The organism is Streptomyces sp. ISL-43 (assembly GCF_018614195.1).
In the GTDB taxonomy this organism is placed as follows: Bacteria; Actinomycetota; Actinomycetes; order Streptomycetales; family Streptomycetaceae; genus Streptomyces.
The window spans coordinates 339,274-355,341 of sequence record NZ_JAGGOT010000013.1 but is presented as its reverse complement, the minus strand read 5'-3'; the positions used below and the strand labels follow the sequence as shown (position 1 = coordinate 355,341).

General features: G+C 72.8%; 16 protein-coding genes. 1 reads left to right on the top strand and 15 read right to left on the bottom strand.

All coding sequences use genetic code 11. From position 1 onward, the window contains the following. Nucleotides 1-42 precede the first annotated feature (42 nt). The 7 genes from J7F03_RS09660 to fmt all read right to left on the bottom strand — a co-directional run bounded on the left by J7F03_RS09660 (nt 43) and on the right by fmt (nt 5,840). A complete protein-coding gene (locus J7F03_RS09660) occupies nt 43-444 on the bottom strand; it encodes a barstar family protein (RefSeq protein WP_214948232.1) in 402 nt (133 codons plus the stop codon). Next, the gene (locus J7F03_RS42615; protein ID WP_214948231.1) at nt 441-716 is read right to left on the bottom strand and encodes a ribonuclease domain-containing protein; all 276 of its coding nucleotides are present in this window, start codon (nt 714-716) and stop codon (nt 441-443) included. Before J7F03_RS42615 ends, J7F03_RS09660 begins: the two co-directional genes overlap by 4 nt. Nucleotides 717-980: 264 nt before the next feature. Continuing rightward, nucleotides 981-1,205: a hypothetical protein gene (locus tag J7F03_RS09650; RefSeq protein ID WP_112452447.1), complete on the bottom strand. Its 225-nt coding sequence runs from the start codon at nt 1,203-1,205 to the stop codon at nt 981-983. A gap of 136 nt (nt 1,206-1,341) precedes the next feature. After that, nucleotides 1,342-2,388 (bottom strand): sugar-binding transcriptional regulator, encoded by a 1,047-nt coding sequence (locus J7F03_RS09645; RefSeq protein WP_214948230.1) that lies wholly within the window; start codon nt 2,386-2,388, stop codon nt 1,342-1,344. Between the two features lie 91 nt (nt 2,389-2,479). Next, nucleotides 2,480-3,166 carry a ribulose-phosphate 3-epimerase gene (gene rpe, locus J7F03_RS09640; RefSeq protein WP_214948229.1) on the bottom strand — a complete coding sequence of 229 codons (687 nt, stop codon included), beginning with the start codon at nt 3,164-3,166 and terminating at the stop codon, nt 2,480-2,482. 133 nt (nt 3,167-3,299) lie between these two features. Then, nucleotides 3,300-4,781: an RsmB/NOP family class I SAM-dependent RNA methyltransferase gene (locus tag J7F03_RS09635; protein WP_214948228.1), complete on the bottom strand. Its 1,482-nt coding sequence runs from the start codon at nt 4,779-4,781 to the stop codon at nt 3,300-3,302. A gap of 114 nt (nt 4,782-4,895) precedes the next feature. After that, complete coding sequence (gene fmt, locus J7F03_RS09630; protein ID WP_214948227.1) at nt 4,896-5,840, bottom strand: methionyl-tRNA formyltransferase; 945 nt, start codon at nt 5,838-5,840, stop codon at nt 4,896-4,898. A gap of 333 nt (nt 5,841-6,173) precedes the next feature. Between fmt and J7F03_RS09625 the strand changes: the two genes are divergently transcribed. Further along, entirely contained in the window at nt 6,174-6,704 is a 531-nt protein-coding gene (locus J7F03_RS09625; protein WP_214948226.1) for a hypothetical protein, read from the top strand. A 254-nt stretch (nt 6,705-6,958) separates the two neighbouring features. On the opposite strand, the gene J7F03_RS09620 is transcribed toward J7F03_RS09625, so the two are convergent. The 8 genes from J7F03_RS09620 to J7F03_RS09585 form a co-directional block, all read right to left on the bottom strand. Continuing rightward, nucleotides 6,959-9,088, bottom strand: coding sequence for a primosomal protein N' (locus J7F03_RS09620; protein WP_214948225.1), 2,130 nt, complete (start codon nt 9,086-9,088; stop codon nt 6,959-6,961). Between the two features lie 122 nt (nt 9,089-9,210). Further along, on the bottom strand, nt 9,211-10,419 hold the full coding sequence (gene metK, locus J7F03_RS09615) for a methionine adenosyltransferase (protein WP_214948224.1): 1,209 nt from the start codon (nt 10,417-10,419) through the stop codon (nt 9,211-9,213). 195 nt (nt 10,420-10,614) lie between these two features. Continuing rightward, nucleotides 10,615-11,844, bottom strand: a complete 1,230-nt coding sequence (gene coaBC / locus J7F03_RS09610) for a bifunctional phosphopantothenoylcysteine decarboxylase/phosphopantothenate--cysteine ligase CoaBC (RefSeq protein WP_214948223.1) — start codon at nt 11,842-11,844, stop codon at nt 10,615-10,617. A 107-nt stretch (nt 11,845-11,951) separates the two neighbouring features. Next, the gene (gene rpoZ / locus J7F03_RS09605) at nt 11,952-12,224 is read right to left on the bottom strand and encodes a DNA-directed RNA polymerase subunit omega (protein ID WP_004948662.1); all 273 of its coding nucleotides are present in this window, start codon (nt 12,222-12,224) and stop codon (nt 11,952-11,954) included. A gap of 70 nt (nt 12,225-12,294) precedes the next feature. After that, on the bottom strand, nt 12,295-12,858 hold the full coding sequence (gene gmk, locus J7F03_RS09600; protein ID WP_214948222.1) for a guanylate kinase: 564 nt from the start codon (nt 12,856-12,858) through the stop codon (nt 12,295-12,297). Nucleotides 12,859-12,919: 61 nt separating this feature from the next. Next, nucleotides 12,920-13,243, bottom strand: coding sequence for an integration host factor, actinobacterial type (locus J7F03_RS09595; RefSeq protein WP_214948221.1), 324 nt, complete (start codon nt 13,241-13,243; stop codon nt 12,920-12,922). Nucleotides 13,244-14,107: 864 nt separating this feature from the next. Further along, a complete protein-coding gene (gene pyrF, locus J7F03_RS09590) occupies nt 14,108-14,950 on the bottom strand; it encodes an orotidine-5'-phosphate decarboxylase (RefSeq protein ID WP_214948343.1) in 843 nt (280 codons plus the stop codon). A 5-nt stretch (nt 14,951-14,955) separates the two neighbouring features. Beyond that, nucleotides 14,956-16,065 carry a quinone-dependent dihydroorotate dehydrogenase gene (locus tag J7F03_RS09585; RefSeq protein WP_214948342.1) on the bottom strand — a complete coding sequence of 370 codons (1,110 nt, stop codon included), beginning with the start codon at nt 16,063-16,065 and terminating at the stop codon, nt 14,956-14,958. Nucleotides 16,066-16,068 lie beyond the last annotated feature (3 nt).

Here is a 16,068-nt window from a genome sequence, read left to right as displayed (position 1 = left end):
CCCAGCCGGCCACTCGGCCCCGCCGGCGTCACGGGGCCCGGCTCAGTGCCCGCCGCCGGGCTTCCGCCGCACCCTGCCACCCGGCGACGCGGCCAGCAGCACGGTCAGACCGGCCCCGTCGCCCTCGCGCCAGAAGTCCACGGCCTCCTCCAGGATCTCCCGCAGGGTCTCCCAGTCGTCGGGGCGCGCGGTCGCGTACCCCCGCCAGGACGTCACCGCCACCAGCCGCCCGGGCGCGTCCGGCAGCCACGACAGATCGCGCAGCGCATCGGCCAGCGCGTCCCAGTTCCCCCCGAAGTACTCGGGAACCCGCAGCGCCCCGCCACACCGCCGCATCAGCTCCGCCTTGCTCCGTACGCCGTCCAGATCCAGCCGGACGGTCGTCCAGCCCGCGGCTTCGGCGGCTTCGAGCGCGGGGGCCAGCGGCCGCGGGTCCAGGGTCATCGGAGAACCGCCTTGAAGGTCTTGTAGTGGTCGTCCGTGTAGAAGAACTCCCCGCCCTCGCCGGTCACGATCCGGCGGGCCCCGCGATCCCGCTCACCGGGCGTCCTCACGGTGAACTCGTGGTAATGGCCACGCTTCTGCCTGGGCAGGGCCTTCTCGAAATTGCCGAAGACGGTCCCGTCCTGCCGGTACTGGTACGGCCCGCCCTTGTCGATCAGCGCGAGTACGTCCCGGGCCTGCTGCGGCAGCGCGGCAGCCCGTACGGTGGCCATCCCCTTCGCCACCCGGGCGTCGGCACGGGCGCGGCGGAACTCGCCGCCCCGCTCGGGGCGGCATCTACCGGGGCACCGGGACTAGCGGCACCGGTGGTGGCGGCGGTAGGCGCGGGTTTCTTCCCACCGCAGCCCACCGCGCCGACCAGCGCCGCACAGAGGAACACGGCCCCCAGCACACGCAGCAACGATCGGGGCACGTTCCGAAAGATCATGCACCGATCGTGCCAAATATCCGATTCGCCCGCGAATCGCGCGCTCTCTTCAGAGCGCGGCCATCTTGGTGTAGGGACTCAGGATGCGCTTGCGGACCTCCGGCCCGAATTCGACGAGGACAGCGATCCCCTCCTCAACAGCGACGACACGGCCGAGGCCGTGCTCGTCGTGAGTAACCCGGTCGCCGACGCTGAAGTGCCGGAGCGGCGCTTCCACGGGGGCCTTGAACGGGCTGGACGGCAAATGGCGGCGAGGTACTGCGGACTTTGTCATTGCACCCAGTATGCGCCCCGCAGGCCGTCGAACGGTCCGCCGTTCGGATCTCAATTACGGCACCATCCGCATCGGCGAACCCCCGCGGCGCGTGTTCGGCCGCCGTTCGTCGGGCCAATGGGACCAATCCGAACACTCACTCGTCGGGGTCGGCCCGCTCCAGGGCGGGCCGCAGCCCGGGCTGGGATTCCGTGAGCAGGTAGTCGGCCACGGCGGTGTCGGTGACCAGGCTGGTCACGAGTCCGGACCGCAGCACCGCCCCGATCGCGGAGGCCTTGCGCAGTCCGCCGGCGATGGCGACGACCTCGGGGATCCGGCGCAGCCGGTCCGCCTCCACGGTGATGCAGCGCTCGCCGAGGTCACGTCCGACCCGGCGGCCCTGCGCGTCGAACAGGTGGGCCGACATCTCGGCGGCGACGCCCAGCGAGGCGTAGTGCGCCCGCTCCTCGTCGCTCAGCATGTCGTGGACGGTCGAGATCCCCGGCTCCCACGACCCGATGGAGACGGCGGCGACCGTCACCTTGTCGAAGTACTCGAAGGCCCGCGCGATCCCCGTCTGGTTGCGCAGGGCGGCCGCGGTGGCGGGGTCGGGCAGCAGCATCGGCGCGTAGATGGGGTGCGCGTCCCCGCCCGACACCTGCGCGGCCCTGCGTACGGCCTCCACGGACCCGCGCTCGGCCGTCCCGGCGTCGTACACGCCCGTCAGCTGGACGACGGTACAGGGAGGCAGCCGGTGCAGGGAGGCGGCCATGTGGATGGTGGAGCGCCCCCACGCGAGGCCCAGTACGTCGCCCTCGTTGACGAGCTCGCCCAGCAGATCGGCCGCCACGGCGCCCAGGTTCTCCGGGTCCGGCGCGTCCTCGGTGGCATCGGCCGGGGACTCCACGACCACGGCGTGCCGCAGCCCGTACCGGGAGCGCAGCGCGTCCGAGCGCTCCGCGTCCAGCTCCGCCGGCACCCGGATCTCGATGCGTACGAGGTCGCGCTCCAGAGCGGTCTCCAGGACCCGGGCCACCTTGAAGCGGCTCACGCCGAACTCCTCGGCAATCTGGATCTTGGACTTGCCCTCCAGGTAGAAGCGGCGCGCCATGGCCGCCGCCTGCACCAGCTCCGCGGGTCCCATCCGCAGGGCTGACCGTCCCGCCGACATTGCAGACACCGCGTTCTCCTCACTGCTGTTCACACTCTCGACTCGCCGTTCATCCTGTCAGATACGGCGGCCGTTGATCAGCCTGGACAGCTCCCGTTCACCGAGCTGTTCACCAAGCCTTGTCTCAGTGGTCGCAAGCCCAGGGGGCCGCCGCGATGGCCGCACCCGCCTGCTCACGCAGCGTGCGCACGGCGGCCGCCGGGTCGACCGCTCCGTAGACCGCGCTGCCCGCGACGAACACGTCGGCGCCGGCCTCGGCGCACCGCTCGATGGTCGAGGCGGAGACCCCGCCGTCGACCTGGAGCCACAGCTCCAGACCGTGCTTGGAGATCAGCTCCCGGGTACGGCGGATCTTGGGCAGCATGATGTCGAGAAAGGGCTGGCCGCCGAAGCCGGGCTCGACCGTCATGATCAGCAGCATGTCGAGCTCGGGGAGGAGGTCCTCGTACTGCTCGATGGGCGTCGCGGGCTTCAGCGCCATGGACGCGCGGGCCCCCTTGGCCCGGATCTCCCGCGCGAGCCGCACGGGTGCGGCGGCCGCCTCGGCGTGGAAGGTGACCGAGCCCGCGCCCGCCTCGATGTACTGCGGGGCCCAGCGGTCGGGGTCCTCGATCATGAGGTGCAGGTCGAGCGGAATGTCCGTCGCCCGGCTCAGCGACTCCACGATCGGCACGCCGAGCGAGAGGTTCGGGACGAAGTGGTTGTCCATGACGTCGACATGGAGCCAGTCCGCGCCCTGGACGGCCTTCGCCTCCTCGGCGAGCCGGGCGAAGTCGGCGGACAAGATGCTGGGATTGATCTGAACGGCCATGCCCCAAGCGTGCCATGCCGCCGAACGGTTCCGGCCACTACCCCGAAACTCCCGCCCCCGGCAGGGAAACCGGCCCGGCGGGGGGCCCGCACGACCCCCGCCGCGACCCGCCGCCGCGCCTCGGTACCCGCCCCTACGCCGTCCTGCGCAGCAGCGCCAGGTACATCGCGTCCGTCCCGTGCAGGTGCGGCCACAGCTGCACGTCCGGCCCGTCGCCCAGCGCCGGCACCCCCTGCATGTACGGCCGCGCGTCGATCAGTTCCGCCGCGATCGGGGCGGCGCCCGCGCCCCGGCCCTTCAGTACGTCCTCCACGACCACCCGGGTCTCCGCCAGGTGCGGCGAGCACGTCGCGTAGCCCACGACGCCGCCCACACGGACGGCCGACAGGGCCTCGCGCAGCAGCCCGCGCTGGAGCGGCGCGAAGCTCTCCAGGTCCTCGGGCCGGCGGCGCCAGCGGGCCTCCGGGCGGCGGCGCAGCGCGCCGAGGCCCGAGCAGGGCACGTCCATCAGGACCCGGTCGAAGGACCCCGGCAGCCACGGCGGCCGCGTCCCGTCCGCGGTGATGACCTGGTACGGGCCGGGGTTGCCGGCGAGCGCCCGCTCGACCAGCCGCGCCCGGTGCGGCTGCTTCTCGGAGGCCAGCAGGAACGCCCCGCGCTCCGCGGCCAGCGCGGCCAGCAGCGCGGCCTTGCCGCCGGGGCCCGCGCAGCCGTCCAGCCAGCGCGCGTCGCGGCCCTCGACCGGCACGGCCGCCAGCGCCATCGCCACCAGCTGGCTGCCCTCGTCCTGGACGCCGGCGCGGCCGTCGCGGACCGCCTCCAGCGCACCCGGCTCGCCGCCCTCGGCCATCCGCACCGCGAACGGGGACCAGCGCCCCGGCAGCGCCGAGTCCTCGCCGACCGCCTCCAGCAGCTCTTCGGTGGTCGACCGGCCGGGCCGCGCCACCAGCGTGACCTCGGGCCGCTCGTTGTCGGCCTCCAGCAGGTCCTCGATGCCGGCCCGCCCGCCGCCCAGCGCGTCCCACAGGGCGCTGACGACCCACCTGGGGTGCGAGTGGTAGACGGCGAGGTGTTCCTCGGCGTCGTCCTCGTACGGCGGCGCGACCTTCTCCAGCCAGCCGTCCAGGTCGTGCGCGGAGATCTTCCGCAGCACCGCGTTCACGAACTTCGCGCGCCCGTCCCCGAGCACCACCCGGGCCAGCTCCACGCTCGCCGACACCGCCGCGTGCGTGGGGATCCGGGTCCCCAGCAGCTGGTGCGCGCCCAGCGAGAGCACGTCCAGCACCGGCGGGTCCACCTCGCGCAGCGGCCGGTCGATGCACGCCTTGATGACCGCGTCGTAGGTGCCCTGGCGGCGCAGCGTCCCGTACACCAGCTCGGTGGCCAGTGCCGCGTCCCGCGCCTGGAAGCTCTCGTCCTGGCGGGCCTTCTTCAGCAGCGGCGGCAGCACGAGGTTCGCGTACGCGTCGCGCTCGTCCACCGCCCGCAGCACCTCGAAGGCCAGCATCCGGACGGGGTCCTTCTGCGGCCGGCGGTACGGCTTGCCCGACTTGGCCGGCTTGCCGCCGCCCTTGCCCGAGGTGGCTGCCGGTCGGCTACGGGGCTGTTCGCTCACGTGAAAGGTGCTCCGGGGTTACGTAACGCTGGGGATGGAACGAAGGGCAGCGCCGGGGGCGACTGCTGTGGACATCGGCGGGCATCGGCCCGAGTGGGACCGAGTGGGACCGAATCAGCCTACGTCGGCGGCGCCCAGGCGCTCGCCGGGAGCGATCCGCACCCCGCGCGCCCAGTCGGCGGCCTTCATCGGCTTCTTGCCCTGCGGCTGCACCCAGAGCAGCTCGACGGCGTGCGAGCCGGTGCCGACGTAGACGTTGTTCTTGGCCGCGCTCAGGTCGCCCGGCGCGAGGTCCGTCCGGTCGCCGACCAGTCCGACGGAGATCAGCTTGAGCCGCTCCCCCCGGAAGACCGTCCACGCGCCCGGCGCCGGGGTGCAGCCGCGCACCAGCCGGTCGGCGCGCATCGCGGGCGCCGTCCAGTCGACCCGGGCGTCCTCGACGGTGATCTTCGGCGCGAGGGAGATCCCGTCGGCCGGCTGATCGACGGCGCGCAGGGTGCCGTCCTCGATGCCGTCCATGGTGGCGAGCAGCAGACCGGAGCCCGCGAAGGCGAGCCGGGTCAGCAGGTCCCCGCTGGTGTCGGTGGCGCGGACCTCCTCGGTGAGGATCCCGTAGACGGGGCCGGAGTCGAGCCCTTCCTCGATGCGGAAGGTGGAGGCGCCGGTGACCTGGTCACCCGCCATGATCGAGTGCTGTACGGGCGCGGCACCGCGCCACGCGGGCAGCAGCGAGAAGTGCAGGTTGACCCAGCCGTGCTTGGGAATGTCGAGGGCGCTCTTGGGGAGGAGCGCGCCGTACGCGACGACCGGGCAGCAGTCCGGGCCGATCTCGCGCAGCCGAGCCTGGAACTCCGGATCGCGCGGCCGGGTGGGCTTGAGGATCTCGATGCCGGCTTCCTCGGCACGCTCGGCGACGGGGCTGGCGACGAGGCGGCGGCCGCGGCCGGCCGGAGCGTCGGGCCGGGTGACGACGGCGGCGACCTCGTGGCGCCCGGAGGCGATGAGGGCATCCAGGGCGGGCACGGCAACCTCGGGGGTGCCTGCGAAGACAAGCTTCACGGGGTCCAACCTCGCTATCTGGGCGCTCAGCAGCGCACCAGTCTGTGACTCCGCCCACCGCTGAAGCGGCGGGCTTCCAACCCGAAGGTTGCGGTCCAGCCCGAACCGACCCCTTGCGGAGCGACCCAAAGCTACCAGATGACTGCACGCATATGCCCTGCGAGGGGGCGTACGCACACACGCGCGCTCCTCGCATATGCCGACACGCCCCCACAGCGTGACCTGGCCGCCCGGTGGCGCGTTGGTCAAGAGAGATTGACCGAAACGGGCCGCGAAACAGAACGGTGTCTGCGGCCCTATCCGCTCTTCAGCACCGGTTCGAGAGGCTTCTTCATGGCCGACCACGCCACCCACGACGCCCAAGCACGGGCCAGCCTGCACCTCCTGGTGCGGGACATCGAGCGGGTTCGCCGGCAGGTGGATGCTCTGCGTACGCTCACCGCCCAGCTCGGCAACGTCTACCGCCCCCGCCGCTCAGGTCCCTCCACGGGCTTCGTCGTCTACGGCCGGGCGCCCGCGCCCACCGTCCGTCTCGCGCAGGAGCTGCGGGACAGCGTCGAGACGCTGGTCACCGCCGCGGTGGACTTCGACCGCTCGCTCGGCTTCTCGTGGGACGCGGTCGGCTCGGCGCTCGGCGTCACCAAGCAGGCCGTACACCGGCGCTACGGTGCCCGGCGGGCGCAGAGCGCCGAGTCCGTCGAGCGCGAGCCGGTGGCCGAGGGCTCCACCACCCGGGCCCTGGGGCCCCTGCCCACGGTCCCGGCGGCCCGTTCGGTCCCGCCGCAGCCGATGCGCGAGGAATCCCACGCCGCCTCGGCGGCCGGGGCGCGTTCCGCCGCCTTCCCCGGCCCGCGCAACGGCTGACCCGAGACCGCCGGGACGCCGACCCCCGACGGAACCCGCCCCCGCCGGAGCGACCCACCCGGTCGCCCCGCCGGGGGCGTCCTGCGTCCCCGGGGTCTTTCAGCCCGTCCAACGTTGGAGGACCGGGTCCGGGCGGAGCCCAGGCCACTCAGCCCGTCCGGCGTTCGAGGACCGGGTCCGGGCGGAGCCCAGGGAACGGGGGAAGGGCGGGGCGGGGAGAAGGCCCCGCGCGGCGGCACCGCGGCCGCGCGCCGTCAGCCGATGTCCAGCGGGTCGATACGGACCCGGACCGCCTCCGAAGCCGGGACGCCCCGCGCCATCCGGGCCGCCTGGGCCGACTTCAGGGCAGCCGCCAGAGCGGCACCGCTGCCCGGCGGGACCCGGACCAGTGCCCGCTCCCCCGCCGACGGCTCACCGCGCCGCCCCGGCAGCGGGACCGGTCCCAGGATCTCGGCGTCCGGCGGCAGCGCGGCCCCGGCCAGGAAGGCTTCGACCGCCTCCCCGCGCCCCGCCACCGCCGCCATCCGCGAGACCGGCGGGAAGCCCAGCTGGGACCGCTCCGCGAGCTCGCGCACGGCGTGCCCGACGGGGTCCCACCGCACCAGCGCCTGCACCGGCCGCAGGGTCGGCTCCGCGACCACCACGACCTGCCCCTCGCCGCGTACCAGCGAGGCCGCCGCGATCCAGCGCCGCAGCGCGTCCTCGCCCGCCCGCAGGTCGGGCCGGGTCAGCATGGCCCAGCCGTCCAGCAGCAGCGCCGCCGCGTACCCGGCGCCCGCCGCGACCGGCTCGGCGCCCGGCGTGCACACCACGAGCGCGGGCCGGTCCGGGACCTCGTCCAGGACGTGGTCGCGCCCGGAGGTCCGTACGGGCACGGCCGGGAAGGCCCGCCCCAGTTCCTCGGCGGTGCGCCGGGCGCCGACCACCTGGGCCCGCAGCCGGAACGACCCGCACTCCTCGCAGTGCCAGGCGCTCTCCTGCCGGCCGCACCAGCCGCAGTGCAGGTCCCGCTCGTCGGGGGCCTCCAGAGGACCCGCGCACACCGTGCACCGGGCGGGCGTCCGGCACCGCTCGCACGCCAGCCGGGGCACGTAGCCCCGCCGGGGCACCTGGACGAGGACGGGCCCGGTCTTGAGCCCCTCCCGTACGGTCTCCCACGCCAGGCTCGGCAGGCGCGCGGCCCGCGCCGCCCCGTCCCGGGCCAGCAGCTCGTCGCCGACGGTCCGGATCCGGGGCGCGCACGCCCGTACGGTCTCGCGGTCGGCCACCAGCGGCCGGGCCCAGCCGGACTCGACGAGCTGGGCGGCCTCCACGGTGCAGCTGGTGCTCCCCACCAGGAAGGCGCAGCCGTCGGTGACCGCGCGCAGCTCCAGTACCTCCCGGACGTGCGGGAAGGGGGCGTGGTCGTCGCTGTGGCTGGAGTCGCCGTCGTCCCAGATCGCGACCAGTCCGAGGTCCCGTACGGGCGCGAACATCGCGGCCCGGGTGCCCACGACGGCCCGCACCGAGCCCCGGCTGACGGCGAGCCACTGCCGGTAGCGCTTCTCCGGTCCCGACTCCGCGGTCAGCAGCGCGTGCCGTCCCTCGCCGAGCAGGGCGGTCAGGGCGGCGTCGACGCGGGCCGCGGTGCGCCCGTCGGGGACCACGGCGAGGGCGCCTCGGCCGGAGGCCAGGGTCGCGGCCATGGCCCGGGCCAGTTCGTCGGCCCAGCCGGGGCCGGGCAGCGCCGTCCACACGGCGCGCGGGGCGGAGCCCGCGGCCAGGGCCCGCAGGAAGGCGGGGCCGGCTCCGTAGCGCTCCCAGCCCACGGGCTCGGGGGCGCCGGGCGGGGGCAGCGGCTCGGGGGACGGCTTGGCCTCGGCGCGGGCGCTGCGCGCGGGGAGGGCGAGCTGGAGCACGTCGGCGAGGCTGCCGGCGTACCGGTCGGCCACTGCCCGGGCGAGGGCGAGCATGCGGGGGCCCAGGACGATCTCGGGCGAGACGACCTGGGCGATGGCGGCGAGCGCGCCGTTGTAGTCGGACTCGGCGCGGCGCTCGACGATGAAGCCGTCGATGAGCCCGCCGCCCTCGCGGCGGCCGCCGTGGACCTGGTGGGAGCCGGCCCCGAAGCGGACGCGGACCCGGACGCCGGGCCGCGCGGTCTCGGCGAGCTCCGCGGGGACGGCGTAGTCCCACAGCTGGTCGAGATGGAGGACGCCCTTGTTGACGAGGATCCGGGCGACCGGCAGCTCCTCGGCCAGGGCGGCTCCGCGCCAGGTCCGCGGCTTCGCCTTGGGTGCCTTGGCCTTCGCCTCGGCGACCATCTCCCGCATCAGCGCGAGCTGCTCCGGCGGGCCGCCGGGCCCGTCCCCGCCCTGCTGCCCGGATTCGTTCGTGCTGCTCACACCCGCATTCTTACCAAACCCCACCGACAACGGCGGGGCCCGGCGATGCCCACCCGGTCTCCCGGACACGCGGAAGGCCCCGGACCGTGCGGTCCGGGGCCTTCCGTCACGAGCTGCGGCGCTTACAGGCCCGCGGCGGCGCGCAGCGCGTCGACGCGGTCGGTGCGCTCCCAGGTGAAGTCCGGCAGCTCGCGGCCGAAGTGGCCGTAGGCGGCGGTCTGGGCGTAGATCGGGCGGAGCAGGTCGAGGTCGCGGATGATCGCGGCGGGACGCAGGTCGAAGACCTGGCCGATGGCGTCCTCGATCTTCTGTACGTCCACCTTGTGGGTGCCGAAGGTCTCGACGAAGAGGCCGACGGGCTCGGCCTTGCCGATGGCGTAGGCGACCTGGACCTCGCAGCGCGAGGCCAGGCCCGCGGCGACGACGTTCTTGGCGACCCAGCGCATGGCGTAGGCGGCGGAACGGTCGACCTTGGACGGGTCCTTGCCCGAGAAGGCGCCGCCGCCGTGGCGGGCCATGCCGCCGTAGGTGTCGATGATGATCTTGCGGCCGGTCAGACCGGCGTCGCCCATCGGGCCGCCGATCTCGAAACGCCCGGTCGGGTTCACCAGCAGGCGGTAGCCCTCGGTGTCGAGCTTGATGCCGTCCTCGATGAGCTGGGCCAGCACGTACTCGACGACGAACTCGCGGATGTCGGGAGCGAGCAGCGAGTCCAGGTCGATGTCCGCGGCGTGCTGCGAGGACACGACGACGGTGTCGAGGCGGACGGCCTTGTCGCCGTCGTACTCGATGGTGACCTGGGTCTTGCCGTCGGGGCGCAGGTAGGGGATGGTCCCGTTCTTGCGGACCTCGGAGAGCCGCTTGGAGAGCCGGTGCGCGATGTGGATCGGCAGCGGCATCAGCTCGGGCGTCTCGTCGCAGGCGTAGCCGAACATCAGGCCCTGGTCGCCGGCGCCCTGCTTGTCGAGCTCGTCCTCATCGCCCTCGACGCGCTGCTCGTAAGCGGTGTCGACGCCCTGCGCGATGTCCGGGGACTGCGCGCCGATGGACACCGACACGCCACAGGAGGCGCCGTCGAAGCCCTTCTTCGAGGAGTCGTAGCCGATCTCCAGGATCTTGTCGCGGACGAGCTGCGCGATCGGCGCGTACGCCTTCGTCGTCACCTCGCCGGCGATGTGCACGAGACCGGTGGTGATGAGGGTCTCCACGGCCACGCGCGAGGTCGGGTCCTCGGTGAGGAGCGCGTCGAGGATGGTGTCGCTGATCTGGTCAGCGATCTTGTCGGGGTGACCCTCGGTCACGGACTCCGAGGTGAAAAGGCGACGGGACACAACGCTCCCTGAGGTTGCAGCGGCTGCTGGCTGAATCATTGGCGGAACCACATCGGAGGCTGCGCCCGATCACGTTCCGGATGCAGTTTATCGGTCGCCACCGTCCACCGGACCACCCGTCTCGCCCTGTGGGAGGCGTGTGACCTGCGGCACTCCATTCTGACGCAAGGAGTTGCCCGCGGAAAGAGGCGCCACTCAGGCGCGTCGCGATCCGATGCGCGGTGCGACCTGGTCCCAAATCACGTCCGCGAGCGCTTCCTTCGGACCATAGGGGACAGTCACCTCATTGCCATCAGAGGCCAGGATGACCGCCTCGTTCTCCTCGGAACCGAAGGTCTTGCTCTCGCCGACCTCGTTCACCACGAGGAGGTCGCACCCCTTGCGGAGGAGTTTGGCGCGCCCGTTGGCGAGCACGTCGTCCGTCTCGGCGGCGAATCCGACGACGACCTGGCCCTCCCGGGCCCGGTCGGCGGAAATCTCGGCGAGGACGTCGGGATTGCGTACGAGGGCCACCGGCGCGGGCTCCTCGCCGTCCTTCTTCTTGATCTTCCCGCCCGCGTACTGGGCCGGCCGGAAATCGGCCACGGCCGCGGCCATGACCACGGCGTCGGCGTCCGCGGCCGCCTTCAGCACGGCCTCGCGCAGCTGCGTGGCGGTCCCGACCCGTACGACGTCCACCCCGGCCGGGTCGGCGAGCGCGGCGTTGGCGGAGACCAGGGTGACCCGGGCCCCGCGCGCGACGGCGGTACGGGCCAGCGCGTAGCCCTGCTTGCCGGAGGAGCGGTTGCCCAGGAAACGGACCGGGTCCAGCGGCTCCCGCGTTCCGCCCGCGCTGATCACCACGTGCCGGCCGGCGAGGTCGGGCCCCCCCGTACCGCCGGGCAGGGCGCCCCGGCGCAGGACGCCGCGGCAGACCTCGTAGATCTCCTCGGGGTCGGGCAGTCGCCCCTTGCCGGTGTCCTTGCCGGTGAGCCGGCCGACGGCCGGCTCGATGACGACGGCGCCGCGCCGGCGCAGCGTGGCCACGTTCTCCTGGGTGGCCGGGTGCTCCCACATCTCGGTGTGCATCGCGGGTGCGAACACCACGGGGCAGCGCGCGGTGAGCAGGGTGTTGGTGAGCAGGTCGTCGGCCAGCCCGTGGGCGGCCTTGGCGAGCAGGTCGGCGGTGGCCGGGGCGACGACGACGAGGTCGGCCGACTGCCCGATGCGCACGTGCGGCACCTCGTGGACGCTCTCCCAGACCTCGGTGGACGCCGGGTTCCCGGAGAGGGCGGACCACGTGGCCTCGCCGACGAAGTTCAGCGACGCCGCCGTCGGCACCACCCGTACGTCGTGTCCCGACTCGGTCAGCCGGCGCAGCAGCTCGCACGCCTTGTAAGCGGCGATCCCGCCGCTGACTCCGAGCACGACCTTCGGCTTACCCACCACACACGCCCCTTCGGCTGGTCCCCGTACTCACCTATGACACATATGACACACCACAGGCCCGGCAGATGTTCTGCCGGGCCTGTGGTGAAGGAAAAACTCGTGCCTTACTGAGCCGGGGCCTCGATGGCCTCGGAGGTCAGCAGACCCGCGTTGATCTCGCGCAGCGCGATCGAAAGCGGCTTCTCGTGGACGTGGGTGTCCACCAGCGGGCCGACGTACTCGAGCAGGCCCTCACCGAGCTGCGAGTAGTACGCGTTGATCTGACGGGCACGCTTGGCCGCGTAGATCACGAGGCTGTACTTCGAGTCCGTGGCCTCGAGCAGCTCGTCGATCGGCGGGTTGATGATGCCCTCGGGCGCAGTGATGGAAGAGGACACGCTCTACCTTCCGAAGATGGGTTGAAAGATCCGTTGACGAACACCGATCGACTGAAACATCGATCAACGATCAAACAACATTCATCAAGGCTAGCAGCTCGCGCGCCACATCCTCGACCGAGGTGTTGACCAGGGTCGAATCGAACTCGGACTCGGCAGCCAGTTCGATCTTCGCGGTGGCGAGCCTCCGCTCGATGACCTCCGCCGATTCGGTGCCCCGGCCGGTGAGCCGGCGGACCAGCTCGTCCCAGCTCGGAGGCGCCAGGAAGACCAGCTGCGCCTCGGACATCGACTCCCGGACCAGCCGGGCGCCCTGGAGATCGATCTCCAGCAGGACCGGCTCGCCGTTTTCCAGGCGTTCCAGTACTGCGCCGCGCGGTGTGCCGTAGCGGTTGCCCGCGAACTCGGCCCACTCCAGCAGCTCGCCATTGGCGATCAGCTTGTCGAACTCGTCGTCGTTGACGAAGAAGTAGTGGACTCCGTGTCGCTCACCGGGCCGCGGCTTGCGGGTGGTGGCCGACACCGAGAGCCAGACCTCGGGGTGGACCTTGCGCATATGCGCGACGACCGTGCTCTTGCCGACCCCCGAAGGGCCGGAGAGCACGGTCAGCCGCGGACGAACCTCTGCTGCCATAGAGCGATTATCCAGCTTCTCGGGACTGCCTGAGAACGCCGGTGGAACTTCAGGCGACGCGTCAGGCCGCAGGAGTGCCGAACTCACGCTCCAGAGAGGCGATCTGGTTGGAACCGAGACCTCGGACACGCCGGGATTCGGAGATGCCGAGGCGCTCCATGATCTGCTTGGCGCGCACCTTGCCCACGCCAGGCAAGGACTCCAGAAGTGCGGAGACCTTCATCTTGCCGATGACGTCATTCTCCTGGCCCGTCTTGATGACGTCTTGGAGGGAGGCGCCGGAGTGCTTGAGTCGATTCTTCACCTCGGCCCGCTCCCGGCGAGCCGCGGCGGCCTTTTCGAGCGCTGCTGCGCGCTGTTCAGGGGTAAGGGGCGGAAGAGCCACGCCTACGTCACCTCGGATGTCGAACTGTCGGTTAGGGACCGGTGGGGAGCCCGTGGGCACCACACCAGGGAAGCGCCCGAACAGCGGTGTTGCTCGATCGCTGCTCGTTCACTCTGGTCGGAGACTAGCGGCCATGACCGCTCCAGTCAGCGAGAACGGACGAAAAGTCCTGGTCAGCCTCCACTGAACCGTACATCACGGGCAAACTACCCCGGTTTTGTCCGGTGAATGACGTTCGAATTTCGTCAGACAGTGCGACGAGCCGGCCCGACGGCGCCCTCGAACGCTCCGGATTCCGCGTGCGGTGAGTGCCGAACGCGGGTCGTCGCGTTCCTCGGCGGCGCGAACGGATCGTCGACCGGCGCCGTCCCGGCCGCCACGCCGCGAGCCGCGGCGAGGACGACGGCGAGCGCGACCCGGCCGGAGGCAATCCGCGCAGGCCGGGGAGGGGAACCCCCCGTACTCCGCCGGCGGGCATCGCCCCGTGGACCCGGTGCGGGCACCGCCCGGCGGCGGGCCGGATCGCGGGCCCGGGAGGCCGCCGTCGACCCCCTCGGGGCCGATGGCCGCGCCGAGAACGGTATTGACCACCGAGAGCCCGTCGGCGCCCGCGTCCGTACAGGCCGCGGCGATGTCGGTGATCCGTGTCACACAGGGGTCGGCCGGCCTCGATCCCGGCGGGCGGGGAGGGTGACCAGGGCACCAGGCGCCCCCGGCATGCCGACGTCCTCGGGCAGGGTCCCGGCGGACGGTGGCGCCGGCGGAGCGGGGCCGGATGTGCGGGAGCGAAGGAAACCGGTCGCGCCGGGGCGAGGCCGCACCCCGGCGGCGACGCGCCCGGCGACCGGGCGGGGACGCGGCGGGCTACGCCGCGACGGCCTCGCGGATCTCGTCCGCGAAGGCGCGCGCCGAGGCGCGCAGCGCGGCCGCGTCCGGCCCGTGCTTCAGCACGCCGCGCGACACGTTCGGCACGACATTGCGGACGGCCGCGCCGAAGACCCGCGGCAGGTCCGCCGCCGTCGCCCCCTGCGCACCGATGCCGGGCGCCAGCAGCGGCCCGTTGATGTCGAGGTCGAAGGACGACAGGTCCCCGAGGGTCGCGCCCACGACGGCGCCGAAGGAGCCCATCGGGGAGGCCCCCGCGTTCTCCGCCGCCAGGTGCCCGAGCATCGTCGCGCCGATCGTCCGGCCGTCCTCGCGCACCGCCCGCTGGACCTCCGCGCCCTCCGGGTTCGAGGTCAGGGCCAGGACGAAGAGCCCGGCCCCGGAAGCGCGGGCCAGCTCGACCGCCGGGGCGAGCGAGCCGTAGCCCAGGTACGGGGAGACGGTGAGCGCGTCGGAGAAGAGCGGCGAGGAGGGCGACAGGAAGGTCTCCGCGTACGCGGCCATCGTCGAGCCGATGTCGCCCCGCTTCGCGTCCATGACGACCAGCGTGCCGGCCGCACGGGCGTCGGCCACGGTCTGCTCCAGCACCGCGATGCCCTTCGACCCGAACCGCTCGAAGAACGCCGCCTGCGGCTTGAAGACCGCCACCGAGTCGGCCAGCGCCTCGACCACCGTGCGGGAGAACTTCTCCAGCCCGGCGATGTCGTCGTTCAGGCCCCAGGAGGCCAGCAGCGCCGCGTGCGGGTCGATGCCCACGCACAGCGGACCGCGGGTGTCCATCGCCACGCGCAGGCGGGCACCGAAGGGGATCACAGGGGTCACAGCGGTCACAGCGCGGCCTCTCGGTTCTCGGCGCCCACCGCTTCGGCGAGGGTCGCGTAGGGGCTGGCGGCCAGGCGCGCGGCCAGGCCCTTGTGGATGGCGCGGGCGTAGAAGGGGCCCTCGTAGATGAAGGCGCTGTAGCCCTGGACGAGGCTCGCGCCGGCCAGGATGCGCTGCCAGGCGTCCTCGGCGTTCTCGATGCCGCCGACGCCCACCAGGACCAGCCGGTCGCCCACGCGGGCGTACAGGCGGCGCAGGACCTCCAGGGAGCGCTCCTTGACCGGGGCGCCGGACAGTCCGCCCGTCTCCTTGATCAGGGACGGGGAGGACTTGAGGCCGAGGCCCTCGCGGGCGATCGTCGTGTTGGTGGCGATGATGCCGTCGAGACCCAGTTCCAGGGCCAGGTCGGCGACCGCGTCCACGTCCTCGTCGGCCAGGTCCGGGGCGATCTTGACGAGCAGCGGGACCCGGCGGTCGGTGACGACGCGGTCCGCGGCTTCCCGTACGGCCGTCAGCAGCGGGCGCAGCGACTCGGTCGCCTGGAGGTTGCGCAGTCCCGGGGTGTTCGGCGAGGAGACGTTGACGACCAGGTAGTCGGCGTGGCGGGCGAGCCGCTCGGTGGAGGCGACGTAGTCGGCGACCGCCTCCTCCTCCGGGACCACCTTGGTCTTGCCGATGTTGACACCGACGACCGTCGCGAAGACCGGGTTACGGGCGGCCAGGCGCTCGGCGACCGCCGCGGAGCCCTCGTTGTTGAAGCCCATCCGGTTGATCAGCGCGCGGTCCGGGACGAGCCGGAACAGCCGCTTCTTCGGGTTGCCCGGCTGTGCCTCGGCCGTGACCGTGCCGATCTCGATGTGGTCGAAGCCGAGCATCGACATCCCGTCGATGGCGACGGCGTTCTTGTCGAAACCCGCCGCGAGCCCGAAGGGGCCGTGCATCCGCAGCCCGAGGGCCTCGGTGCGCAGCGATTCGTAGCGGGGGGCCAGGGCGGCGGCGGCGAAGGTGCGCAGCACCGGCGTGGCCGCCGCGAGGCGGATCCAGCGGAAGGCCAGGTAGTGGGCCCGCTCGGGGTCCATCCGCTTGAAGACCAGGTTGAAGAAGAGTTTGTACATCGA